The organism is Sphingorhabdus pulchriflava (genome assembly GCF_003367235.1).
GTDB classification, from domain to species: domain Bacteria; phylum Pseudomonadota; class Alphaproteobacteria; order Sphingomonadales; family Sphingomonadaceae; genus Sphingorhabdus_B; species Sphingorhabdus_B pulchriflava.
The window spans coordinates 1,042,698-1,067,015 of the sequence record NZ_QRGP01000001.1; the positions used below are offsets into that span (position 1 = coordinate 1,042,698).

21 protein-coding genes and 2 tRNA genes are annotated in these 24,318 nt (G+C 57.3%); 12 read left to right on the forward strand and 11 right to left on the reverse strand.

Features of this window, described 5'->3' with window-relative positions:
- Positions 1 to 11: 11 nt before the first annotated feature.
- Positions 12 to 2,138, reverse strand: a complete 2,127-nt coding sequence (locus DXH95_RS05285) for a TadE/TadG family type IV pilus assembly protein (protein ID WP_115548362.1) — start codon at positions 2,136 to 2,138, stop codon at positions 12 to 14.
- Between the two features lie 253 nt (positions 2,139 to 2,391).
- Between DXH95_RS05285 and DXH95_RS05290 the strand changes: the two genes are divergently transcribed.
- Entirely contained in the window at positions 2,392 to 3,006 is a 615-nt protein-coding gene (locus DXH95_RS05290; protein WP_115548363.1) for a hypothetical protein, read from the forward strand.
- 51 nt (positions 3,007 to 3,057) lie between these two features.
- Positions 3,058 to 3,522 (forward strand): EF-hand domain-containing protein, encoded by a 465-nt coding sequence (locus DXH95_RS05295; RefSeq protein ID WP_115548364.1) that lies wholly within the window; start codon positions 3,058 to 3,060, stop codon positions 3,520 to 3,522.
- Here DXH95_RS05295 and trmFO read toward each other — a convergent pair.
- Entirely contained in the window at positions 3,506 to 4,846 is a 1,341-nt protein-coding gene (gene trmFO / locus DXH95_RS05300) for a methylenetetrahydrofolate--tRNA-(uracil(54)-C(5))-methyltransferase (FADH(2)-oxidizing) TrmFO (RefSeq protein ID WP_115549415.1), read from the reverse strand. The genes DXH95_RS05295 and trmFO overlap by 17 nt on opposite strands.
- 61 nt (positions 4,847 to 4,907) lie before the next feature.
- Between trmFO and DXH95_RS05305 the strand changes: the two genes are divergently transcribed.
- Both DXH95_RS05305 and DXH95_RS05310 read left to right on the forward strand, forming a co-directional pair.
- The gene (locus DXH95_RS05305; protein WP_181883579.1) at positions 4,908 to 5,747 is read left to right on the forward strand and encodes an NAD(P)H-hydrate dehydratase; all 840 of its coding nucleotides are present in this window, start codon (positions 4,908 to 4,910) and stop codon (positions 5,745 to 5,747) included.
- Positions 5,744 to 6,409: a lysoplasmalogenase family protein gene (locus DXH95_RS05310; protein WP_115548366.1), complete on the forward strand. Its 666-nt coding sequence runs from the start codon at positions 5,744 to 5,746 to the stop codon at positions 6,407 to 6,409. Before DXH95_RS05305 ends, DXH95_RS05310 begins: the two co-directional genes overlap by 4 nt.
- 24 nt (positions 6,410 to 6,433) lie before the next feature.
- Here the strand turns inward: DXH95_RS05310 and DXH95_RS05315 are convergent, their stop codons facing one another.
- Positions 6,434 to 7,219: a bestrophin-like domain gene (locus DXH95_RS05315; RefSeq protein WP_115548367.1), complete on the reverse strand. Its 786-nt coding sequence runs from the start codon at positions 7,217 to 7,219 to the stop codon at positions 6,434 to 6,436.
- A complete protein-coding gene (locus DXH95_RS05320; protein WP_115548368.1) occupies positions 7,210 to 8,013 on the reverse strand; it encodes a hypothetical protein in 804 nt (267 codons plus the stop codon). The genes DXH95_RS05315 and DXH95_RS05320 overlap by 10 nt, the downstream gene beginning before the upstream one ends.
- A gap of 421 nt (positions 8,014 to 8,434) precedes the next feature.
- Here DXH95_RS05320 and DXH95_RS15990 point away from each other — a divergent pair, with 421 nt between their 5' ends.
- Positions 8,435 to 9,004, forward strand: coding sequence for a hypothetical protein (locus tag DXH95_RS15990; RefSeq protein WP_147291687.1), 570 nt, complete (start codon positions 8,435 to 8,437; stop codon positions 9,002 to 9,004).
- Between the two features lie 33 nt (positions 9,005 to 9,037).
- Here the strand turns inward: DXH95_RS15990 and gyrA are convergent, their stop codons facing one another.
- Positions 9,038 to 11,710, reverse strand: a complete 2,673-nt coding sequence (gene gyrA / locus DXH95_RS05325; RefSeq protein WP_115548369.1) for a DNA gyrase subunit A — start codon at positions 11,708 to 11,710, stop codon at positions 9,038 to 9,040.
- A gap of 268 nt (positions 11,711 to 11,978) precedes the next feature.
- Between gyrA and DXH95_RS05330 the strand changes: the two genes are divergently transcribed.
- Positions 11,979 to 13,268, forward strand: coding sequence for a tetratricopeptide repeat protein (locus DXH95_RS05330; RefSeq protein WP_115548370.1), 1,290 nt, complete (start codon positions 11,979 to 11,981; stop codon positions 13,266 to 13,268).
- Positions 13,269 to 13,342: 74 nt separating this feature from the next.
- Here the strand turns inward: DXH95_RS05330 and DXH95_RS05335 are convergent, their stop codons facing one another.
- The gene (locus tag DXH95_RS05335) at positions 13,343 to 13,816 is read right to left on the reverse strand and encodes an Lrp/AsnC family transcriptional regulator (protein WP_115548371.1); all 474 of its coding nucleotides are present in this window, start codon (positions 13,814 to 13,816) and stop codon (positions 13,343 to 13,345) included.
- A gap of 206 nt (positions 13,817 to 14,022) precedes the next feature.
- On the opposite strand from DXH95_RS05335, the gene DXH95_RS05340 reads away from it, so the two are divergent.
- The 4 genes from DXH95_RS05340 to DXH95_RS05355 all read left to right on the forward strand — a co-directional run bounded on the left by DXH95_RS05340 (position 14,023) and on the right by DXH95_RS05355 (position 16,988).
- On the forward strand, positions 14,023 to 15,696 hold the full coding sequence (locus tag DXH95_RS05340) for a histidine kinase dimerization/phospho-acceptor domain-containing protein (RefSeq protein ID WP_181883580.1): 1,674 nt from the start codon (positions 14,023 to 14,025) through the stop codon (positions 15,694 to 15,696).
- A 1-nt stretch (position 15,697) separates the two neighbouring features.
- Entirely contained in the window at positions 15,698 to 16,717 is a 1,020-nt protein-coding gene (locus DXH95_RS05345) for a polysaccharide deacetylase family protein (protein ID WP_115548373.1), read from the forward strand.
- 69 nt (positions 16,718 to 16,786) lie between these two features.
- Positions 16,787 to 16,863 (forward strand) — tRNA-Ile (locus DXH95_RS05350).
- A 48-nt stretch (positions 16,864 to 16,911) separates the two neighbouring features.
- A tRNA-Pro gene (locus DXH95_RS05355) sits at positions 16,912 to 16,988 on the forward strand.
- 5 nt (positions 16,989 to 16,993) lie between these two features.
- Here the strand turns inward: DXH95_RS05355 and DXH95_RS05360 are convergent.
- Together DXH95_RS05360 and DXH95_RS05365 are read right to left on the reverse strand one after the other, a co-directional pair.
- Complete coding sequence (locus tag DXH95_RS05360; RefSeq protein WP_115548374.1) at positions 16,994 to 17,242, reverse strand: hypothetical protein; 249 nt, start codon at positions 17,240 to 17,242, stop codon at positions 16,994 to 16,996.
- On the reverse strand, positions 17,239 to 18,615 hold the full coding sequence (locus tag DXH95_RS05365; protein ID WP_115548375.1) for a M28 family peptidase: 1,377 nt from the start codon (positions 18,613 to 18,615) through the stop codon (positions 17,239 to 17,241). Before DXH95_RS05365 ends, DXH95_RS05360 begins: the two co-directional genes overlap by 4 nt.
- Before the next feature lie 117 nt (positions 18,616 to 18,732).
- Here DXH95_RS05365 and ettA point away from each other — a divergent pair, with 117 nt between their 5' ends.
- Positions 18,733 to 20,412: an energy-dependent translational throttle protein EttA gene (ettA, locus tag DXH95_RS05370; RefSeq protein WP_115548376.1), complete on the forward strand. Its 1,680-nt coding sequence runs from the start codon at positions 18,733 to 18,735 to the stop codon at positions 20,410 to 20,412.
- A gap of 120 nt (positions 20,413 to 20,532) precedes the next feature.
- Here ettA and putP read toward each other — a convergent pair whose 3' ends face one another.
- Positions 20,533 to 21,954, reverse strand: a complete 1,422-nt coding sequence (gene putP / locus DXH95_RS05375) for a sodium/proline symporter PutP (protein WP_338061701.1) — start codon at positions 21,952 to 21,954, stop codon at positions 20,533 to 20,535.
- Positions 21,955 to 22,029: 75 nt separating this feature from the next.
- Between putP and DXH95_RS05380 the strand changes: the two genes are divergently transcribed.
- Positions 22,030 to 22,986 carry a hypothetical protein gene (locus DXH95_RS05380; RefSeq protein ID WP_115548377.1) on the forward strand — a complete coding sequence of 319 codons (957 nt, stop codon included), beginning with the start codon at positions 22,030 to 22,032 and terminating at the stop codon, positions 22,984 to 22,986.
- Here the strand turns inward: DXH95_RS05380 and DXH95_RS05385 are convergent.
- Both DXH95_RS05385 and DXH95_RS05390 read right to left on the reverse strand, forming a co-directional pair.
- On the reverse strand, positions 22,945 to 23,565 hold the full coding sequence (locus DXH95_RS05385) for a pyridoxamine 5'-phosphate oxidase family protein (protein WP_115548378.1): 621 nt from the start codon (positions 23,563 to 23,565) through the stop codon (positions 22,945 to 22,947). The genes DXH95_RS05380 and DXH95_RS05385 overlap by 42 nt on opposite strands.
- A 10-nt stretch (positions 23,566 to 23,575) precedes the next feature.
- Positions 23,576 to 24,316 carry a hypothetical protein gene (locus tag DXH95_RS05390; protein ID WP_147291688.1) on the reverse strand — a complete coding sequence of 247 codons (741 nt, stop codon included), beginning with the start codon at positions 24,314 to 24,316 and terminating at the stop codon, positions 23,576 to 23,578.
- Between the last annotated feature and the right edge of the window lie 2 nt (positions 24,317 to 24,318).

Sequence of the window (24,318 nt, forward strand, 5' to 3'; positions counted from 1 at the left end):
CGCAACGATCCTCACGTAGTCAGGCGCAGGGCGGCAATCTGCCCGGCGATCTGCTTAAACTGGGTCGTCAGGCTGACCCCTGCCTGATATTGGAAGAACTTGCCCGGCGAAGCACATGCCTGCAGCCTCGCATTGGTCGAACCGGAAACGTCCGAACCATAGGATACGACCCACAGGGTGATGTTCATATTCTTGACCGCCGTGCAAAGCGCTGCAGTCCGATCGTCTGTCAAGGTGTTCAACTGCGAAGTGGACGGAGCGCCATCGGTCTGGAGTCTGTCAAACCACGGAACATTGTAGGCTGACAAGGCATCAGGATTGGCGTTGGTGTCGCCGTCGGTCATGAAAATCATGTGCCGCTGCACATTATCGTTCACAACCGCGTTATGCGTGGCGAAAATTCCGGTGGGCGACATCAATCGGGCACCCCACAACATGCCGATGTCGTGGAACGTATACCCGTCCGTGGTCAGATTGTTGATATATGTCTGAAACACGCTGGCATCCCAAACTTCCAAAAGCTTGGAAGGAGATGGGCACGCTGTTGTCGTGGAACCTGATGTCGGACGGCTGAAATTGGACGTCGTCGTGACCGGGTTAAGCGTCCAGCCGTTCGAGTCGCTACGCGAATACAGCACGTTGGGGAGTCGAGGCCCCCACAATGTGGTCGGGTCTGACGGATTGGGTATGAGGTCGATCGCCATATCCTTTTGCGGCGATGACGCTGACGTATCCCATGTCGTCACATTTTTCTGCGTAGGCCGTTCGAGGATGCAGCCGTCCCAGTTGATAGTCGTATTGGCCCCGCTTGTTCCAATCGGAAGCGTGAGTGAACTGTTGTAGCTGTTCGTTGCTGTATTTTTGAGCGCAGAAACGTTCACTTCCATACGGTCATATGTCCAGTTGTTGAATATCGTCTTCGGTATCCAAGTCACTGGCCGTGAAGCCGTATATTGCGTTGTTTTAACCGACGAGCTCACCTTGCGCTGCAATACACAACTCTTGTTTTTGCTGGGATTGCTGTCCGTCGGTACATATCGATATTCCGTCGATCCGCTCGTTTCGGTTTTTTCGTAGTAAGATGTCGTGGAATTGGCCGGATAGCTCGGCGTGTCCGTCGACGTTTCATAAGGCCCGTTTACCGTGGGCCCAGTGTTCTGCGTCGGCGGCCAGCTGATATTGTTACAATTAAGCGGTGCTTTGCTGACCGACACGGTTTTCAGATACAACGTACCGTTGATCGTTATGTTGTTCCCCATATTTTGCCAGCTACCGGTAGTCGGATTGGTGGAAGGAGAACCGCTTTGTGTCAGGGGGCCTGGTGCGCCCAATGTATAGCTATTGTCGGGATCAACCGTCGTATTGGCACGACGGGTCTGATAGAACCAAGTATCAGCCATATACTCTAGCGGAAGCAGTCGACCGACATTGACGTTGATTGAATAAGGCACAAATCCAAAACGGATCTGAGATGTGTTCGACGCAGACTCGACTGGTTCAGCGGTTTCACCGCATTGCGCAGCGGTCACGTCGGCAATGTTTTTCTGGGTCAGCGTTTCATAGAAGCACTTAACAGCCTTGCGCAGCTCGGTAATCTTCACCGGATTTGTCGCAGAAACTGATTGGCTTGAATTAACCGGATCGTCCATTGAGCCGGTCGTATCGAGCACGAACATCACGTCTGAATTGGGGATGCGCATTTCCGCACTGCAGCTGACGCTGATGGTTCGCTCTTCCTGGCCGAGCACTTTCATCAGCGTCATCGGGATGTCGACTGATGCTGTTCCGGTGACTTTGCCCCCGGATTCGGAGAAGGACTTTGCGAGGCTCTCCGTTCCATATGCACCGCTCTCGAAGTTGGCAAGAAATGCGGCGTTCGCCTGAGAATTGGCACGGCCGCTATTGTCGGCCCATGCCCCTCCTGCCATGACCTTGCGCCCCATCAGCGCACCCGCATCGCACGCAGCCTGCAGGCGCGTTTGCGTCAGGTAGATGCGGCTCATGTCTACACTGCCGCCGACAAGACCGATAACCGGAATGACAGCCGCCGCCATTATGGCGATGGTATTACCGGCTTCATCTTTACGCAGTCGTGAAAGCACGCCAGCGAGACTTTTGGTCTCCAGATTCTTCTTCACGGTCTAAATCCCCTGTCAAATCCAATTGGACTTATCGTGCCGTTTACGGGCACGGGTGTAACCGTCGCTTGAAGAAACAGGGTTAGGAACAGGTTAATTTGACGACGCGTAAAGAATGCTAAGTATTGAAAATTTGTAATTTCTCTCAAATTTGGGGGCTGTTGCGTTAACCTTCCGGCTATTTGGTGACCATGTGCCAAGCCAAATCTTCGCCCTTGTGCGTCGTCGCAATTGCGTGTTTTGGAATACCGGAATGGATATCGCGCAAAATCTCTCTCCCCCGCAGCGCTTGGCCGTGGCTTATGCCCGACGAGATCTGCGCGAGGCACTTTCGCTGCTGCTCGAATTTGACAACCGGTTAATGGCGCTGGCTTCGAAGGGCCAAGAATCTCTAATAATGCAATTGCGGTTAGCCTGGTGGCGTGAACAACTGGAAAAGAACAGTGATACCCGCCCGATAGGAGAGCCATTGCTGGCCAGGTTATCGGCGTGCGAGAATCCTGAGGGTTTGGTTCCTGGGATGCAATCACTGGTTGATGCATGGGAGCTCATTGTTTCGGCTGACGGTGATGCAGAAAGTCCGGCAATAGTTGCCGCAAATAAAGCTCGCGCTGATGTTGTGTTCGGTAGCTATGCGTTTTGGTCGACCGGTGATCGCATATCGACAGAGGCCTTCGATACTGCAGGAGATTGCTGGGCGCGGGGAAGTCTGGGGCTTCCCGCGTACGCTGGAAAAGCAGAGATACTCCCCGGCCTGAAGCCATTGAACCTTTTGTGGCTTGCTTATACCAGTGATAGAAACGCAACGGGTCTTGCTGGATTTCGAATATTTGTCCGGATGGGCTTGCATGCCTTGACTGGGCGTTAGTTTTTCGCACAATCGGGTCCTTCACACAGGGTGGTGCCGGAGTGTTGAGCCATGCGGAAGCTTTTGGCTGGCGCGGGGATTGCCTTGATCGCCTCTTCGTTGGGATATTGGTTCTGGCAGAGCTGGGCGGCAGCCGATCTGATCATTCCGCGACCGCCACCAGAGGAACCTGCGCCGCTGGAACTGCCTGTTGCGGGCAAAGACGCGCCAGCCTTTGGCGCTCCGCCGCCTGAACCGCCGAAAGCGACGAAGCTGAGCCGGGAGGAAGTGCGGTTCAACCGATATGATCGAAACCGCGACGAGCTGGTTTCGCGCATCGAGATGATGTCGAGCCGGACCAAAGATTTCAAAAAACTCGACCGCGATGGCAATAATCTGTTGTCGTTCGAGGAATGGGCTGCGGCTACTGGGGAGCGTTTTGCTGGGGCCGATTCCAACCGTGATAATCTATTGACCCGAAAGGAGTTTCTTTCCACCCGTCCCAAAAAAACAGCCAAGCCTAATTGCCGCTGCTGAGCCCGAATTCGGTCATCCAGCGCTGCAGTTCGGTCCGTGCGCGGTTTGTCATGAAGGCCTTCCGTTCCTTCTTGTGCACCTTTCCCTCGGGCGGCGGGAAGAGGCCGAAATTGATGTTCATCGGCTGATAGCTTTCGGCCTCTGCATCGCCGGTGATGTGGTGCAGCAAGGCGCCAAAAGCGGTCGTTTCGGGCGGCGGCGCGAAGTCGCGCCCTGCCAGCTCGTTCGCTGCCATGATCCCCGCCATCAAGCCGACCGCGGTACTTTCAACATAGCCTTCGCAGCCGGTTATCTGCCCGGCAAAGCGGATATGCGGCGCAGATTTCAGCCGCAACTGGCGGTCGAGCAAAATGGGCGAACGGATGAACGTGTTGCGGTGCAATCCGCCCAGTCGTGCAAATTCGGCCTTCTCCAGACCAGGGATACTGCGGAACAATTCCACCTGCGCGCCATGCTTCATCTTGGTCTGGAATCCGACCATGTTCCACAGCGTGCCCTGCTTGTTATCCTGTCGCAATTGCACCACCGCATGTGGCCAGCGCCCGGTCTTGGGATTGTCGAGCCCGACCGGCTTCATCGGCCCAAAGCGCAACGTATCAAGCCCGCGTTCGGCCATCACCTCGATCGGCATGCAGCCTTCGAAATAGGGCGTGTCGGTCTCCCACTCCTTGAACTCGGCCTTGGGAGAATCGAGCAGGCCTTGATGGAAGGCGAGATACTGGTCCTTATCCATCGGGCAGTTGATATAATCCTTGCCATCGCCCTTGTCCCAGCGCGAGGCGTACCAGGCGACGTCCATGTCGATGCTGTCATGATAAACGATCGGCGCGATGGCATCGAAAAAGGCGAGGCTGTCTTGCCCGGTTGCAGACAAGACGCTTTGCGCCAGCGATTGCGCGGTCAGCGGACCGGTCGCGACAATGGTGAGGCCGTCCGCCGGGAGTGTGTCGACTCTTTCGCGGACGATTTCGACATTGGGCTGTTCGGAGAGTAGCCGCGTGACCTCGCCCGAAAACACGTCGCGGTCGACGGCCAGCGCCGAACCCGCAGGCACCTTTGCCACTTCCGCCGCGCGCATCACCAGCGAGTCCAGACGCCGCATTTCCTGATGCAACAGGCCAACCGCATTATTATCAGCATCGTCCGAACGGAAGCTGTTCGAGCAGACCATTTCGGCGAGACCATCGCTCTGGTGTGCTGGCGTCATATCGCCGCCACCGCGCATTTCGGACAGGCGCACCTTGACCCCGCGCTTGGCAAGCTGCCACGCCGCTTCGCTTCCGGCGAGCCCGCCGCCGATGATATGAACCTGATGATTAGACATAGGCCGCGCCGCTATCAAAAAAGCGTGGCGATGCACAGGCAAAAGCGGCATGCTTTGCAGCATGAGCTTTCTCTGCACCATTTCCGATGAGCGGGTGATCGAGCGCCCAGTGCTGCTGGTGCCGCCTGCTGACACGCACAAATATGCGCGGGGGAGTGCGATGGTGTTCAGCGGGCCTGCCTTGCATACGGGCGCATCGCGATTGACAGCGCAGGCGGCGTTGGCGGTCGGGGCAGGGTTGGTGACGCTGGTGGGCGAGCGCGACGCACTGCACGAGCATGCCGCCCATGTGACGGCGATCATGCTGCGTGAGGAAGACGCGCATCTGGCGATCGTTGATGAACGCGTACGTGCGGCAGCCATCGGGCCGGGGGCCGGGGTTTCGTCGCATACGCGCGATACAGTGATGCACCTCCTCAAAAAAGGGGTTCCACTTTTGCTCGATGCGGATGCGCTGACCAGCTTCGAAAATTGCCCGGCGAAGCTGTTTGAACATCTGCACGACCAGATCGTGTTGACACCGCATGAAGGCGAGTTCGCTCGGTTGTTTCCCGCAATTGATCTAGCAGACCGCAGGACCGCGGCACGATTGGCAGCGGAAGTGAGCGGGGCCGTGGTTCTGCTCAAAGGCCCGGAAACCGTGGTTGCTGCACCGGATGGGCGTTTGGCAGTCAACCGGCATGCTTCGCCTTGGTTGGCCACAGCAGGATCGGGCGATGTGCTGACGGGGCTGGTCTGCGGGACACTCGCGCAAGGACATACGGCGTTCGAGGCTGCATGCATCGCTTGCTGGCTGCATGGCGACATCGGCGTGCAGGGAGGGCCGGGATTGACTGCCGATCATATGGTTGGCCTGATTCCGCTTGTCTTGGCGGAATGCCTAAGCGAAGGGAAGGGATGACCCAAGACCTCGCACATAAACGCCCGTGGCTGTTTGCCAGTTTGCTTTTCGGGCTCACCTATCCGCTTAGCTGGCAGCTTCAGATGCCTGAAATAGCTTCGATTGCGTGGAAGATGGGCGGGGTGGGGTTGCTTGCCGGTTTTGCCTTGCGCAAGCATCATAGCGGGGAATTTCTGCTGCTCGCGGCGGTGATGGCCTTTTGGGCGCTGGGCGATGGCTTGCTGGAGATCGACATGATCTGGGGCGCGATTGCTTTTGCCATCGGCCATGTCGTCGCCATTGCGCTGTTTCTGCGGCACCGGCGGGTGCATCCGGTTTTCAGCCAGAAATTGCTCGCGATAGCGGTCTTCATTCTCGCGCCGGTGATTGCCTTTTTCCTGCCCGCCGAGCGTGAGTTGGGGATTCAAGCGGCAGTTTATACCTTGTTCGTCGCAGGAATGGCGGCCTGCGCATGGAACAGCAACTTCCCCCGCTATCGTGTGGGCCTTGGCGCGATGGCCTTTGTCGCCTCCGACCTGCTGATCTTCGCACGGGCAGGGGCGCTGGCCGAGGCGGGCTGGGTCAGCCTTGCCATCTGGATGTTGTACTATGGCGGCGTGTTGATGGTTGCGACCGGGGTGGTGACCACTTTGGTCAAACGCGGGCATTTCGCCGAAGGGTGAGTGACCGTCCACAGCGAATCCATGTCAGTTCGCCGGATTAGCTGCTGATGGAACTATCGTCGCGACCGCCTTTTCCATCGCTCTTTGGGAGACGGTTATCGTCCCGCTCCTGCTGAAATCTAGGTCGAGCGTGATTGCAACGGTCAGCGCAAGCAGGGCAACGGTCAGCCCCGAAGGCAGGATCATGCGTCGCCCGACTTCGCCCAGCCGCCAACCCACAAGCCCGGTCGTGAACAGCATGAAGAACAGCAGCATGGCGAGCATCGAGCCGGGCAAATGTGCCGTCCTCCGCTCCTCCCTTTCTGCCGCCAGATCAAAGCTTTCGTTCAGCGGATCGAGTATCAACTTGTTGTCGACCACCGCCTCGCCATTGGCAAGTGCTGCAATCACGGCATTCCACACGGCTGTTTGCTGCTGCTGGGTCTGTTTGGAAAAGGCGACCGCATCATCGCCATGGTCGCTGGCGAGCGACCATTGCAAGCGCGACTCTGCGTAGCGTCGGAACGGTTCGACGATCCTTTCACGATCGGCGCGATCAATGGCCTGTATCCGCAACCAGCTGGTGCCGAGCGCATTGGCCTCTGCAATCACCAGACTGCGTCGCTCTTCATGCCTCTGCAACGCCAGCGAAAAGGTGAAGCCCAGCAGCAAGGCAAGAAGGCCCAAAGTCGCGGAGGCGAGAAAGTCTGACCCCTCTTTTTCATCCTCGCTGCGCCGTTGCCGCGACAGCCGAAAGCCGCATTCCAGCGCGACATAGAGCAAGATGAAGACGACAATCCCCAGCAGCCAGATTGGAGTGTTCAACAGCATTTCCAGCCCCCATCGTCGGCCGCGTGTCTGTTCGCGGCGGCTATGGGGGCGAGACTGGCAAAAGACATTCGGCTTTTCAAGCTGGTAGATTGGGTTCGCACAGAGCTTGCGGAGCGGATCGGGTTTGCGCCACGAATATATCCATCGCGCGGCGCCGGTCCTTCCATTGATTTATACTCGATCGGCGGTTCCTCCTGTCCCTCTTCCTCGTCTAAACTCGCAGATTCTTCAGAAAGTAGAAGCGAATGCCTTACCCTTGCCCGCGCCTCTCGGTCGCTGGCGGGAAGCGCCTCTTCAAAGAACAAATCCCACAATTCCTGCCCGTTCAGCCCTTCGTCGAGCATCTGCAAATAGCAATCGAAACGCACCACGACCGCCAACACCTCTGGCACGGCGGTTGCGGGGTTTACCCGGTCGAGCAGCGCCATCGACAGCCGGGTGTTTTGGCGGGTGTAGGTGGTGACGCCTTCTTCGCGCACCCAGCGGGCTTCTTCCCCCCGGATCGCAGCGCTCATCAACCGGTCGGCAACGATCCGCCGGGCAAGGATCAACGCGGCCTCCCAACCCAGATCAAAGGCAAAACCCCGCGCCTGCCGCCGCAGCGCATAGCCACCCGATACGCTCATCCCCACCGACCGCGCCGCATCCTCGACCACGCCATTGTCGGCCAGATGCGCCAGAAACGCCGCTTGCCGCCCGCCACTCCAGCCATCGGCGCGGGATTCATAGCGGAGGTAAGCGGCGGCAGGCAGTTTGACGTCGGTATCGTGGCGGAGGGGGGAGGGGTGGTTCATGGCATGCGTCCTTTATCGAAAAGGCAAAGGACATATGCGGAAGAAGTGCGTGTAGGACAGCGTGGATTTTTGTTCACGCGAAGAGCACGAAGATTTTCAAGAGCGTAGCTCTTGCTTCAAAGATCGCGCACGCAGCGAATGGGGATGAGGGGATGGTTTAGGCCACCCTCTTCAAAATCGTCGTAGCCTTCGTGTGAAACAAATATGGGCACTGCCGTGCCGGAAGAAGGGGATAGATTCCCCTAAAAGAAAGAAGGGAAAAAGGAAGAAGGGCCGCAGCTTTACCCAGCAACGTGGTCGTCATCAGACGACGTCTTCTTTCTTCTTTCCTTATTCCTTCTAGGAAAAATATTTCACACCCAGCACCGCCGCCATCAAGAAAACCTTCGTGTACTAGTTCCTTGAAGGGTTTTGTTTGTCGATGATTACCAGATATCGCCAAAGCAACAACATTATGACGCCGTTAAAGGGAACAAAAGTGATACTGAAATCATCGGCTATTGTTTTGAAATGTGCTTTGCTTGCCTCTTTCATGAGCGGCACGGCGAATGCCAGCGGATTGACAGCCGACTTGTCTAAGTATCCCGGCGCACATCCGCAAATGCACCAAGGCCTTGGTGCGCAAGTTCGTTTATCTGCACCAGTTGGAGGAACGAAAACAAAATCGAAAACAGATCAGCTTCGCCTAAATGTTGAGGCTGGGCCACAGCTATTGCTTTCGCGGCGCGACGCAACAACTCTCCGCTCTTTGGCTCCTATGATTCAGTTTTCTTACCTCATTGGGCGTTCTGAGCAATTGTCCGTTGCTGGAATAAAGCTATACGATGCTCAATTTGTACCAATGTCTTATTCTGACCGCGAAGCACTGAAGCAAGTGAAAGCCAAAGCTGGCATAAGTACTGCTGGCTGGGTAGGTATTGGTGTTGGTGCAGCTGCGGCGTTAGGTTTCTATCTCATGGCGACTGGCGAATTATCCGGTCCGACAGATTGAGAAGTTTTTAGGTATAAATTTTTACCGAGCTAATCACGCCTCAACATCGTCACCTTCATCACTTTCCTCAATCTTCGCCGCGCCCACAACATGCTCATTGTCATCGACATTGAACAACCGCACACCGGCTGTCCCGCGCCCCAGCACGCGCAGTGAATCCAGCGGCATGCGGATCAGTTTGGCCTGGTCGGTGACCAGCATCAGCTGGTCACCCTTGGTCGCGGGGAAGCTCGCTACGACGGGGCCGTTGCGTTCGATATTGTCGATATTGGTGATCCCCTGACCACCGCGGCCCGTGCGGCGATACCCATAGGCTGATGACAGTTTGCCATAGCCATTGGCGCAGACGGTGAGGATGAACTGTTCGCGCTCCGCCATTTCGGCGAGGCGTTCGGGCGACAGCGTGGGTTCGCCTTCCTTCTCCGGCTTCCACGGGGCGAAGCGCAGATAGTCTTCGCGCTCCTCGGGTGTGGTACCGACGCGTTTGAGGATCGAGAGCGAGATGACCTCATCCCCTTTCGCCAGCTTCATCGCGCGTACGCCAGTGGAGGCGCGGCTCTGGAACTCGCGGATGTCGTCAGCGGCAAAGCGGATTGCCTTGCCCGCGCGGCTTGCCAGCAGGACATCGTCCTCCGGCGTCAGCAGTTCGACACCGATGAGCTTGTCGTCGGCATCCTCGCCTTCAAACTTCATCGCGATCTTGCCGTTCGACGGGATGTTCGCAAAGGCATCCATGCTGTTGCGTCGCGCATAGCCCTTGGCGGTTGCAAAGACGACGCTGAGGCCGCCCCATTCGGCTTCGTCCTCGGGCAAAGTGAGCACGTTGGAGATGACTTCGCCTTCGCCCAGCGGCAGCAAGTTGACCATCGGGCGGCCCTTGGTCGAAGGCCCGCCTTCGGGCAGGCGCCAGACCTTCAGACGATAAACCTTGCCGATGTTGGAGAAGAACAGCACCGGTGTGTGCGTGCTCGTCACGAACAATTCGGTGACAGCATCCTCATCTTTGGTCGCCATGCCGGCACGGCCCTTGCCGCCGCGGTTCTGCGCGCGGAAGGTGGCGAGCGCGGTGCGCTTGATATAGCCGCCATGGGTCACGGTGACGACCATCTCTTCGCGTTCCATCAGGTCTTCATCATCAAGACCATCCCAGCTAGGTGCGATTTCGCACAGGCGCGGGGTGGAGAATTCGCGGTCGATCGCCTCCAGTTCCTCGCGCATCACCGCGAAGAGCTTCACCCGGTCGCCGAGGATGGCGAGATATTCCTCGATCTCAAGCGCCAGTTTCTTGAGCTCGTCGCCAATCTCGTCGCGGCCGAGCGCGGTCAGGCGATGGAGGCGCAGGTCGAGGATCGCGCGGACCTGGACTTCGGAGAGCTGATAGCTGTCGCCCTCAATCTCGGTCTCGATGGCTTCGACCAGCTTGATATATTGCGCAATCTCCGCAACCGGCCATTCGCGTGCCATCAACGCTGCGCGCGCGACTGGCGGGGAGGATGACCCGCGAATGATCTTCACCACTTCATCCAGATTGGTGACGGCAACGACAAGACCGAGCAAGATATGCGCGCGGTCGCGGGCCTTGTTCAGTTCAAACTTGGTGCGGCGGGTGATGACTTCTTCGCGGAAGCGGATGAAGGCTTCGATAAAGTCGCGCAGTGTCAGCACTTCGGGCCGTCCGCCGCGGATCGCGAGCATATTGGCAGGGAAGTTCGACTGCGCCGGGGTGTGCCGCCAGAGCTGGTTGAGCACGACTTCGGGGGTTGCATCGCGCTTCAGATCGATGACGACGCGCACGCCCTTGCGGCTCGATTCGTCGCGGATGTCCGAAACACCCTCGATCCGTTTGTCTTTAGCCGCTTCGGCAATCTTTTCGACCAGGCCCGATTTGCCAACCTGGAAGGGGATAGAGGTCAGCACGATCGAGCGACGGTCGCCCTTGCCCTCTTCGATTTCATGCCGCGCACGCATCACGATCGAGCCGCGCCCTTCGCGATAGGCATTGCGGGCGCCGGTCTGGCCGAGAATCAGCGGGGCGGTCGGGAAATCGGGAGCAGGGATGATCTCGATCAGTTCATCGACCGTGATTGCGGGGTTTTCCATATAGGCCAAACAGGCCTTGATAACCTCACCCAGATTGTGCGGCGGGATGTTGGTCGCCATGCCGACCGCGATGCCGCCCGCGCCGTTGACGAGCAGATTGGGGAAGCGGGCAGGGAGGACCTGTGGCTCCTGACGCGAGCCATCATAATTGGGCTGAAAATCGACGGTATCCTTGTCGAGATCATCGAGTAGCGCGTTGGCGACCTTTTTCAGGCGCGCCTCGGTGTAACGCATCGACGCCGGGGGGTCGGGATCCATCGAACCGAAATTACCCTGACCATCGATCAGCGGTACGCGCAGCGACCAATCCTGCGTCATGCGGGCGAGCGCGTCGTAAATCGCGCTGTCGCCATGCGGGTGGTAATTGCCCATCACGTCGCCGACGATCTTCGCCGATTTGCGATAGGGGCGGCCTGCGACCATGCCGCCTTCCTGGCTGGCGAATAGGATGCGGCGGTGCACAGGCTTCAACCCGTCGCGCACATCGGGCAGCGCGCGGGCGACGATCACCGACATAGCATAGTCGAGATAGCTCGACTTCATTTCGTCGACGATGTCTACCGGGGAAATATCAGTGGGTTCGATCGGTTCGATCTCTTCGCTCACGCCGCAAAAATCCTTATTATTTTCTGTATTGGCAGACCCTAGCTCAGCGGGGTGGAAATAGCCACCCGAGCACCCCTGAAATGCACGTTTTTCACCAGTTTATCCACAGATTCGCGGCGGTAGGGATAGTTTACAAATGCATTCAACCGGAATTCATCTGCGCACCGCTATCCCGATTGCGAAACATGGGCGAGGCGCGTAAGGATGGCGGCAAATCAGGGCCGCCTTTTGTGCGATTGGCCGGTCTGTTTTCTAGTTGGAGAGTAGAATGAATCGCATTTCGAAATTTGCCGCTGCCCTTGCTTTGGGTGCATTTGTCGCTGTGCCTGCTGCCTATGCGCAAAAGGACGACAAAAAGAAGAAAGAAGAAGCTGCCAAGCCCGTTAAGCGCAACTTCTCCAAGGAATTCCAGAAGGCCTATGCGCCGGCTGCCGATGCGTTGGTGAAGAAGAAGGACCTGGCCGCAGCTCAGGCTGCGTTTCCGGCCGTTGAAGCCGCGATTATGACTCCCGATGACCGCTATGAAGCCGGTATTTTTGCGCTCAACCTCGGCGGCCAGCTCAAGGACGTGTCGTTTCAGCGCAAAGGCGTCAACCTGATCGTCGACAGTAATGCTGCGCCCGCAGAACTGAAGTCTGCTTATGTGTTCCAGCAAGGCGTGTTCGCTTATGGCGACAAGGACTATCCCGGTGCCGAAAAGAAGATGCTTGAGGCCTATAATATGGGTTATCGCGGCAGCAGCGTAGAGGTGCAGATTTCCAACACCTATCGTCTGCAGAATAACTTTGGCGAAGCGATCAATTGGCTGCGCAAGGCAATAGACGCAACCAAAGCTGCCGGTGGAACGCCGGAAAAGCAATGGTATGCTCAGGCGGCCAACTATGCCGCCAAAATGAAGGATAAGAACGAGATCCTGTTCTGGGGCAAGGAAATGATCAAGGTCGATCCGCGTCCCGAAACCTATCACGACGCTATCTTCCAATATCAGTCGATTGCTGACCTCGACAATCTGGAATCGCTCGCGATGCTGCGTCTGGCGCGCAAGGCCAAAGCGATCATGTTCGAGCATGAATATAAGCAATATGTCGAATATGCCGATGCCCGCCGCTATCCGGCAGAGGTTGTGGCGGTGCTCGACGAAGGCTTTGCCAAGGGAACGATTTCGAAGAGCAACATGACCTTCTCCGAAATCTATACGAGTGCTAAGACGCGTATTCCTGAACTTTCGGGCTCTTGGGCCGCTGACGAAAAGGCGGCACTGGCTGACCCCAAAGGCTATAGCGCGATGCTGACGGGGGATGCCCTGCTGTCGTTCAACCAGTTTGATCGTGCCAAGGCGATGTATGAGGCTGCTCTGGCCAAGGGTTCGATCGTTGACCGCGATGGTGTCAACCAGACTGACCGTGCGCTGACCAATCTGGCAATAGCCAAGATCAATCTGGGTGATTTGGCCGGTGCCAAGGCTGATCTGGCAAAGGTTTCCAGCCCGAAACGCAAGGGAATTGCGGAATATTGGACGATCTACATAGACCAGCAGACAGCAGCTCCTGCTGCCTGAACGATCTTAAGTCACTGCATTTACGAAAGGGTCTGCGACGTCATGTCGCGGGCCCTTTTTGATTCGGGTTCGGATTATTCGGGAATAGGAACGCCTGGTTCGTCTTTGGCGGTCCGGATCGTCAAAGAGGTTTTGACGCTAGAAACATTAGGCGCCGCAGTGAGTTGCGATGTCAGGAATTCCTGAAAAGACTGCAGATCATGCGCGACGATTTTCAGGATGAAATCTATCTCGCCATTCAGCATATGGCATTCACGAACATTGGGCAGTGAACGGACATGCTCTTCAAAAGCCCGTAAATCTGCCTCTGCCTGGCTTTTCAGGCTGACCATTGCAAATACCATGATCGAATAGCCCAATGTCGCCGGGTCGATATTGGCGTGATAACCCTTGATCGCACCCGATTGTTCGAGCGTGCGCATACGACGTAAGCACGGCGGAGCCGTCAATCCGACTTTGCTTGCAAGCTCGACATTGGTGATGCGACCATTTTCCTGCAGTTCGGACAGAAGTTTCAAATCGATCGCATCAAAATTTATTGCTGCCATGGCGCGTTATTTCCCTGTGTAGATAACAGATTACGTATAATAAAATTATAGAGCAAGGCAATTGTTCGATAGACATTCGCTCCGCCTGATTAGGCATTCGTTCTGCCTCTGTCCCATTGTGTGACGCCCCAAAAATGCTGCTTTTGCGACTCTGCGCCGATGTCTATCGGTGGTATCCAATCATAAGAAAGTGGGCAGGGATTTCGTTGCGCGTAGATGACCGCCTCGGCACAGCATTGCGCAACATCGGCCAGTCCAGCGGGACTGGCGATGTCGGGCAATGGCGTCAGTTAATCGATCTTTTGGCCCAGAATCCTGTGGGTCAGGACCCGCAGCTTGTTGCGGCGGGCCTTGTGCGTGCGCGTGAATTGGCTTCCAGACTGACGGTTGAAGACCGGATTGCTGGCGTTTCCGCGCTCGCTGGTCGAATCAGATCTGCGCCGCTGGTGCAATTGCTCTCGGGCGATGTACCCGCGGTCGCCGCCATTGCGATTGCAGGCGCACAGCTTGATGATCGCCAATGGGCGGAACTTGTCCCTGAACTGCCGGTGCGCGCGCGGGGTTTTTTGCGTAATCGTAAGGATCTTGGGCAGGCAACGAAACTCGCATTGTCGAATTGGGCAGGTGCTGATTTCCGCATCGCCGGTGAAGTAGAAGCTGTTGCTGAAGCGAATGAAGTGCTGGCGCCTGAAAAGCCGGTATCGCAAATCGGTGCCATTGTTGAGCGCATCGAACAGTGGCGCAGGAACAGGGATAGCAGTGAGGCACCGCGGCTGCCTTTCGTCGATGACGAGGTCGAAATCGCCCTAGAGCCCTCGGTCGAAATCCGTTTCGAAACCGATGACAATGGCACGATTGTCTGGGTTGAAGGTGCGCCGCGTGGCGCGATTGTCGGTGTCGATATCGCACAGCCGGCCTATGACGACGGCCCCGGCCCCGATGCCTATGCGGCAGCGGCGTTCCGGCAGCGTATGCCAATGGAAAATGCCCGTATGACGATGCGGGGCAGCCCGATGATAGACGGCGACTGGCGCATCAGCGCTTCGCCCTTTTTCGATGCGCTGACCGGCCGATTCCGGGGTTTTCGTGGAATAATGCGACGGCCTAACCTGACCGAGAAAGCCGAGTTTTCTGTCGATTTTCAGGCGGAACGCAAACGTCATGGTGAAACGATGCAGCAGGTCGTTCACGAACTGCGTACGCCCTTGGGTGCCATCGCCGGTTTCGCCGAGATTATTGAGCAACAGCTGTTTGGTCCGGTATCGGGCGACTATAGGTCGATGGCGTCGGCCATCCTGCTTGATGCACAACGGCTGCTTGCCGGGTTTGATGATTTGTCGACCGCTGCCCGGCTCGATTCGGGCAATCTTGAACTGGATGACGGCATCACCGAATGCGCCTGGCTTGTGCGCAAGCTGGCAGATCGTCTGGCAACTATCAGCGATCAGATGGATGTTGATATCAATCTGATCATCGCCGATCCGGCGCGGCCATTTGCGGTCGATCGTGACTTGGCAGAGCGCATCTTCTCCCGGTTGGTATCGGCGATCATCATCGGCTGTGCCCCTGGAGAAAGATTGCATGGACGCATCAAGACCGAAGTCGGCCGTTCGGTTGTCAACAGCTTCAAATTGGATTTGCCACTCAAGTTACGGGGGCTAAGCGATGCCGAGTTGTTCGGTTCAAGTGCCATCGACCCTGAAAACAGCGATGTCGAACTGGCCTCGCCCTTGCTTGGGCTTGGTTTCTCGTTAAGGTTGGTGCGTAATCTGGCGCGCAAGGTTGGTGGCGATTTACGCTTTCAAAAGGAAAGCTTGCTACTGACTTTGCCTACGGTTCAGAATGGCGATCTGGACGTCAGGGACATCGGGGGCGACTAACATGATTTCGAAGGAGGCGGCGACAGATTTGGTCGAGTCTCCTTATTTTCCGAGTAACGGCCCCGCGGTAGACCTTTCGGCGCTCTCCAAACCTTGCTTTATCGTAACAGTAGATACCGAAGAAGAGTTCGACTGGAACAGTGGTTTCACGCGTGATCGCCATGGGCTGGAACATCTTCACAAAATCGCGCCATTCCAGGCCTTGTGTGAAGGGCAGGGTATCAAGCCTGCCTATCTTGTCGACTATCCTGTGGCCAATGACGGGTTTGGAGCCGAACTTTTCGGGAACTGGGCCAAGCGTGGGGTCGCTGAAATCGGCTTGCAGTTGCACCCATGGGTCAACCCGCCCTTCGACGAAGAGGTCAGCGCGCACAACAGTTATGCATGCAACCTCCCCCTCGAACTCGAACGCGCAAAGCTGCTTGCCTTATACGAGGTTGTCGAGAAACGGATCGGGGTCGCCGCAATCAGCTATCGCGCTGGTCGATATGGTGCGGGCGGCCATACGCCTTCCTTCCTGACCGAATTGGGTGTTAAAATCGATACGTCGGTTCGGTCGTTGTTCGACTATCGCCGGCAAGGCGGCCCCAATTATGCGCGCTGCCCATTGACGCCTTATTGGGTGGAGAGGGGCAAGTTGCTGGAGCTGCCGGTGACATCGGTTTTTGGCGGTGCCTTGCGGTCCATCGGGCCTTTTCTCTTTGACCGCGCTTTTGAATCCGAAGCGATGCGAGCCGTGCTTGCAAGAGGTGGGATGCTTGAGCGGATCGCACTCACCCCGGAAGGAATTCCGGTTGCAAAGGCGCTTGAAGCGATCGATCTCGCGCTGGAAGCCCAACTGCCTGTTCTGACCTTTTCCTTCCATTCTCCGTCACTGGCAGCAGGGCATACGCCCTATGTGCGGTGCGAGCAGGAACTCGAAACTTTCTACATCTGGTGGGAAGAAGTGTTCGCGCATTTGCGGAAGCGAAATGTAGTGCCGTCGTCGATTTCCGCAATCGCCGGTGCGGCCTTTGGCTGAATAGGAAAGCGGATGTGAATTGGCACTTGCCTTTGCAACCCGCCATCCGCTATCGGCGCGTTTCCCAGGGGGCCTGTAGCTCAGTTGGTTAGAGCTGGCCGCTCATAACGGCTAGGTCGGGGGTTCGAGTCCCTCCGGGCCCACCACCTTCAAAACCCAAAAGGTTTTGAAAAACGAATGAAATTACTCCACGTCGGGGAGTAGCGCAGCCTGGTAGCGCATCTGCTTTGGGAGCAGAGGGTCGCAGGTTCGAATCCTGTCTCCCCGACCATTTCCTTATTTTTCAGCTACAGCCTCAGCCTCGCCCGCTTGATATTGTTCGATCTCGGCGCGTGCTTCTTCTTCCACCAGTTTGGCCGCCGCGTCGGCGGCTGCCTCGATGCTTTTTTGCTCTTCTTTCACAGCCGCTGCATCATCCTCGGCAGCGATTTTCTCTGCTGCCAGTTCAGATTGTGCTGGGCTCTGTTCTTCCACACATGCAGCCAAGAGCAGAGGTGTAGCCAATGCCAGATAGACTGGCTTCATGGCTTAGGCGCGACGGTTAGATCGCCCTCATAATTGGCCAGTTCGGACAAGACGGCCGTCCACGCCGCGACATTCTGCCGCAACTGTGCCTTGTCGATCATGCTGAGCGTATCGTCGGGGGTGTGATGAAGATCGAAATAGCGGCTGCCATCCTGCTGAAGGTCGATGATGCCCAGATTTTGCGCGGCGATGATCGCACCGACATCGGCCCCGCCGCTGGCTGGGTCTTTGCCTCGAGCGATACCAAGCGGCGCCAGTTTGGCCGCTATGCGGTCGGCGAGCGGTTTCGCGCTGTCGGGCAGTTTGAAGTCGACGCGCCAGACGCGGTCAGCGCCGAAATCGGATTCCATGGCGAGTGCATGGGGGACGGTCTTGTTCGTTTCGGCATAGGCCTTGCCGCCCCAGATGCCGACCTCTTCGGCCCCGGCCCAGAGCAGGCGGATCGTCCGCTGCCGCTTCATGCCCTTGATGGCGCTGGCGGCGGCAGTGATGATGCCGCACCCTGCCGCATCGTCTATCGCGCCGGTGCCCAGATCCCAGCTGTCGAGATGGCAGGCGATAACGATGGGGGGCAGGGCGGCATTACTGCCCGGCAATTCTGCGACGACATTGCCCGACTTTTGCGTGCCGAGATTTTTCGGTGTCAGGAGCAGACGGAGTTTGACCGGCTTTCCGCGCTCTACCATGCGAACCAGATTATCGGCATCGGGGATCGACAATGCACCTGCAGGGATCGGCGTAACCCCAGCTTCGAAATTGGTGTTGCCGGTATGCGGATTACGGTGGTTATGGTCGGTGCCGACCGAGCGGATAACTATCGCAGCCGCACCTTTCTTCGCCGCAATGTTGGGCCCCACAAAGCGCGCTTGCCCGAATGCGCCATAGCTTGAACCATCCTGCGCCGGTTTCATGGCGTGGCCAACAAAAGCAATCTTGCCGGTAAGGCTGCCATCGGGTGCTGCGCGCAGGGCATCGATTGTCGGGAAATAGGCGACTTCTGCCTCAAGTCCCGCATCACCCGTACTGCCGCTATTGCCCAGTGCCGTTATCGCAAATTTCTGCGGGAAGGGGCTGACGACCGAAGCGCGCTCCTCTCCGCGTACCCAGGTAGGCATGTCGAACGCTTCTTCGCGGACATTGGCGAAGCCCGCCTTGCGCAGATAGCCGAGCGCCCATGCCCGCCCGCGTGCTTCGGCCTCGGTCCCGCCTTGCCGTGCACCAACCTCGGTGGTCAGGCCTTCGGTAATTTCCCAGGCGACAGGATCATGGTCCAGCGCCCACATTGCCGGGTCTGTTCCAGCGGGAGGGGCGGCGAAAGCGGAGGTTGCGAGGATTGTCGTTGCGCCAAGGGCGAGCAGAATTTGTTTTGTCATGCGGCGGGCTTAGCTATCGCAACGCCGCTTGCCAATCCTGCCTTGCGACAAATGCACAGCTTGGCTAGTAGGCGCGTCAAATTCCGCATTTATTGCTTTTTGAGAAAGTGACCATCGATGGCCGCCCAATACGCCTTTGTCATGAAGGGGATGACCAAGACCTTCCCTGGCGCGCAAAAGCCCGTGCTCAACAATATCCACCTGCAATTCTATCAGGACGCCAAGATCGGCATCGTCGGCCCCAACGGTACGGGTAAATCGACGCTGATGAAGATCATGGCCGGTATCGACAAGGATTTCACCGGCGAAGCATGGCCGGGCGAATATATCACCGTCGGCTATCTGGCGCAGGAGCCCGAGCTTGATCCGACCAAAACGGTCAAGGAAAACGTCATGGACGGCGTTCGTGAGGTTGCCGATCTGGTCGAGCGTTTCAACGAAATCAGTATGATCATGGCCGATCCGCCGGAAGACGTCGATTTCGACGCCTTGATGGAGGAAATGGGAACGCTGCAGGAAAAGATCGACGCGGTTGATGGCTGGACGCTCGATAACCAGCTCGAAATCGCGATGGATGCGCTGCGTTGCCCGCCGGGCGACTGGTCGGTGGAAAATCTGTCGGGCGGTGAAAAGCGCCGCGTTGCGCTCACCCGCCTGCTGCTCGAAAAGCCCGACATCCTGCTGCTCGACGAACCGACCAACCACCTCGATGCGGAATCGGTCGCATGGCTCGAAAAGCATCTGGTCGACTATAAGGGCAACGTCATTCTCGTTACCCACGACCGGTACTTCCTCGACAATGTGGTGAACTGGATCCTCGAACTCGATCGCGGCCGTTATTTCCCCTATGAAGGCAATTATTCGACCTACCTAGAAAAGAAGGCCAAGCGCCTCGAGCAGGAAGCGCGCGAAGATGCTGGTCGCCAGAAAGCGATCAAGGACGAGCTGGACTGGATACGCCAGTCGCCGAAAGCCCGCCAGACCAAATCCAAAGCGCGTATCAAGAGCTTTGAACAATTGGTCGAGGCAGCCGAAAACCGCGCAATCGGCAAGGCGCAGATCGTCATCCAGAACCCCGAACGTCTTGGCAGTAAGGTCATAGAGGTCAACAATGTCACCAAAGCTTATGGCGACAAGCTGTTGTTCGAGAATCTGTCCTTCACCATCCCGCCGGGCGGCATTGTCGGCGTGATCGGCCCGAACGGTGCGGGTAAATCGACACTGTTCCGCCTGATTACTGGTCAGGAGCAGCCTGACAGCGGCGAAATCGTGATCGGCGATACCGTGCATCTGGGCTTTGTCGACCAAAGCCGCGATGCGCTGGATCCCAACAAGAATGTCTGGGAAGAAATTTCGGGTGGTGCCGATTTCATGAAGGTCGGCAAGCACGAAACCCCGACCCGGGCCTATGTAGGTGCGTTCAACTTCAAGGGTACTGACCAGCAGAAAAAGGTCGGCCAGCTATCAGGCGGTGAACGCAACCGCGTGCATATGGCGAAGATGCTGAAGGAGGGTGGCAACGTCCTCCTGCTCGACGAACCGACCAACGATCTCGATACCGAAACGCTTGCGGCACTCGAAGAAGCGCTGGAAAGCTTCGCCGGTTGCGCCGTGGTCATTTCGCACGATCGCTTCTTCCTCGATCGTCTGGCGACGCACATCCTTGCGTTCGAAGGGGACAGCCATGTCGAATGGTTCGAAGGCAACTTCGAATCTTACGAAGAAGACAAGATCCGTCGTCTGGGCGAAGAAGCCACTCGTCCGCACCGGACGAGCTACAAGAAGATGACGCGATAGTTCGTATACCGTAACCCTGAGCCTGTCGAAGGGCGTCTAGAGGTTTGCTCCTCTTCTGAGACGCGCGTTGTTGCTACGCAACGCCTTCGGCACCGACAGGCCCAGGGCTACGGTTTCTTATTACTTGGTCTTGGTCACCAAGCTCACCAATATGATCGTTGCAAAACTGGCCAGAAAGCCGGGTACGATTTCATACATCGCGCTGCTCCAACCCAGCGCTATCCAGCCGATCACCACCAGCGCGCCGGTCACCATACCGGCAAAGGCCCCGGCGAGCGTCATGCGCTGCCATGTGAGCGCGAGGATGATAACGGGGCCGAAAGCTGCGCCAAAGCCTGCCCATGCGTTGCTGACGAGGCTCAGCACGCTGCTGTCCGGATCTTGGGCGAGCACCATCGCGATCGCCGCAACGGCGACGACCGACAGGCGACCGACGGTGACAACTTCCTTTTCACTGGCTTCGCGACGGATGAAGAGGCGGTAGACATCTTCGGTCAGCGACGATCCGGTAACGAGCAACTGCGCCGAAATCGTGCTCATGATCGCGGCGAGGATGGCGGCGAGCAGGAAGCCAACTGCGACCGGCGCAAATAATTCGCCTGCTAACAGAACGAAGATGGTTTCGGGGTCGGCAACAGTCAGTCCTTTGCTTTCCGCGTAAACCCGCCCGATCAGCCCGACTAGCAAAGCCCCGCCAAGTGTGATTGCCATCCACACCATACAGATATTGCGCGCAATCGGCATTTCCTTGACCGAGCGGATTGCCATGAAGCGCACGATGATATGCGGCTGCCCGAAATAGCCAAGGCCCCAGGCAGCGGTCGAGATGATGCCCAAAGCGGTGGTGCCCGCGAACAGGCTGGTCATTTTGGGATCAATGCTGTTGAGCGCTGACATTACCGACACGCCTTCGGGCAAGCCCTGCCACGCCATATAAGGCACCACGACCAGCGCGATCGCCATGATAGTACCCTGCACAAAGTCGGTAAGGCTGACCGCGAGGAAACCCCCGAGCACGACATAAGCGACCACGACTGATGCAGTGATCCAGAGGCCGGTCTGGTAATCGGCGCTGAATGCGCTTTGGAAGAGCTTGCCGCCCGCGACGAGGCCCGAGGCCGAATAGAGCGCGAAAAAGACGATGATCACAATGCTGGCGGTGAGGCGGAGAAGGTGCTTCTCATCATTGAAACGATTGCCGAGAAATTCAGGGATGGTGAGCGCATTGCCATAGCGTTCGGTCTGCTCGCGAAGGCGCGGGGCGACAATGATCCAGTTGAGCAATGCACCGACAAACAGGCCGATGGCGATCCATGCCTCTGCCAGACCCGAAGCATAAAGCGCGCCGGGAAGTCCGAGCATCAGCCAGCCGGACATATCCGAAGCGCCAGCGGCTAGCGCGGTGACGGCAGGGCCCAATTGGCGTCCGCTCAACAAATATTCGCTGCTGTTGGCAGTCGATTTGCGCCAGGCATAAACACCAATGCCTAGCATCAGCGCGAAATAGACCGAAAGGCTGGCGATCACGCCCGGTTGCATCATGACTTTCCCCCCTCCTGTTCGATAGCGCCGCGCTTCGGGGCTGTTATCTCATCGGCAATGCTATAAGCAGTCGGCATGCGTATTGCACCCTATCTCTTTGCATTGGCACTCAGTTGTTTTTCGCCAACCGCACAGGCGATGGAGTGGCGGTCAGTGGACAAGGCGATGCTGGCCGTGCTGCAAGACGATGATATCAACCGGTACAGAGACGAACCCGCATTTCTGGAGGGTATCAGCGTCAGCGAAATCCGCTTTTCGGAAAACGGTTTCGACTGGCACCTGATCCGTTTCGCCAGCGATGCTAATATCGAGGGGCCCTTGTGGGTCGTACCCCATGATGACGAAAATGCCGCATTCGAGGCGATGATCGCGGCGCTCCACAAATATGGAGGCGTCGGCATTACCGTGAATACGGGGCCAGCCAGCACGCGGCGACAGGCTGGCTATGGTCTGTGCGGCGTACGTTCGGCGATGGTTTCCGCCTGTGATCCCAACCGCAACTTTGACGAACGCACACCAATCTTCACGCGCGCCATTCTTGACGCGTGGAAGCCGGGCCGTCCCTTCATCGCCTTGCACACCAACAGCCATGGCTTTGTTGGCGATGGTGCAGGGGGACGAGGGGATATTACGATGCTTGACGCGATGGCTTATGCGAGCGGCGAAATCGTCGCGCGCGTTGATGGCTATTTCGGAACCCGCAGCGTGGCCATATTGGATAACCCGGATGTCTACGCGATCCTGCCCTATGTCGCGACCAAGGCCATCAGCGATGGCGACACCCAATGTCGCAATGCGATGAACCTGGCAGGTATCAATGTGTGGCATGAGCGGGTAGGGAAGAGTGACGGGTCGCTTTCCAACTATGTGGCGTTGCAACGCCCAGACATTGCCTATGTCAATTTTGAGGCGAAGCGTGAGGATGACCTGTCGACCGCCGCCAAAGCACAGGGGCTGATGATCGATGCCTATCTGGAAAAATGCGCAAGTCTATGGGGCCAGCCAAAACCCGTGCCAGTTAGCAACCGCTGAGTCCCATTGCCAGCGTGCGCGGCGATGGCCGCTATTGGCCAAGTAGAGCCATTCCAGACTGTCGAACGTGAATAACAGGATTGCGAAATTGTCGCGGGCCGGGGCAATTTCTGCATCGTCAGGCTGCCGCCCCTCTACCCATTCAGGCAAGCCGGAGGTAGGCTGTTCAACGACCATGCCGGGTGCATGTTCGGCCAGATAACAGCGGCGCGCAAAATTGGTCGATTGACGCCATGCCGCGTCGACCGCTGCGCCTTCCCAATGCACGATAGCGCTTCCGGACAATCGCAACTGGATTTTGGGTTCGGGGTCGTAGATTAAGACCGATGCAGCGCTTTTGTTCGCCAGATCGTCTATTTTGGTCGAACGGGAATCGGTGTGGAATCGCAATCTGCGTTCTGCCCAATCGACATGCCGCAAGATCATCACGCGCTGTCTAGGGCTGCCATCTGCACCGATTGTCGCAACAACCGGATGATGCGCCGCAGCGTGTCTGCTTTGGGAACCGGCTTCGATTAAGCGTCGTGCCTCCGCAAAGCTGAGACGCAGATTGTCGTAAAACGCTGCTTCACCCGTCATCGGCAAAAGCTCACATCAATGAGCCGTCGAAAATCAGCCCTACTTGCATGCCAGACCGGTCAAGTGCCGAAAGGGCAGTGAGATCGATATAGCATTCAAACCCGCATTCATTGCCCGCGCTATCAAGCAGCCCTGTCACCAGATAGCGATCAGTGGCCTGACGGCAACCTTGCTGGGCTGCGGATGCTGCCAGTTTCTTGCTGAACAGATTTTCCTTCGCCTGTTCCATGCCTTTCAAGCTTGAAACCACGGCCTTAGCTTTGTCTGGAGTGCTGCAGCGATAGAAGACGGAGCCAGGTTGTTCGCCACGTGCATCGAGCCAGCCATCGCTGCTGCGCACCGACAACCATTGGGCCAGATCGGTACGGGGGAAGCTGTTATTGCCATCTTCGCTGACGATGCCCGCCAAGACTTTGCCCGCCTCGTCGCGGCCTTCATAACGCAGCATCCGTTCGCTGCCACCCGCCAGTTCAACTGTCGCCCGCGATTTGGCGGAGAGGATGGTGACAACTCCCTTGCGCTCAGCATCTTGCGAACATCCAGTGGCGCGAAGCCCTGCAAAGAAATGCTCAATGTCGATGGTGTGGTTATCGGGTGCGGGCTTCACACGATAATATTGATCAAGCATTATTTGCGCCGCAGCCTGGGTAGGGCAGATCACGGTCGAATGCTCGTTCGGGATGTCGATATGCTCGGGCAGCGGCACTGTTGCGGATTGCAGCATCAGAAACAATGAAAACAAGCTGGACATGT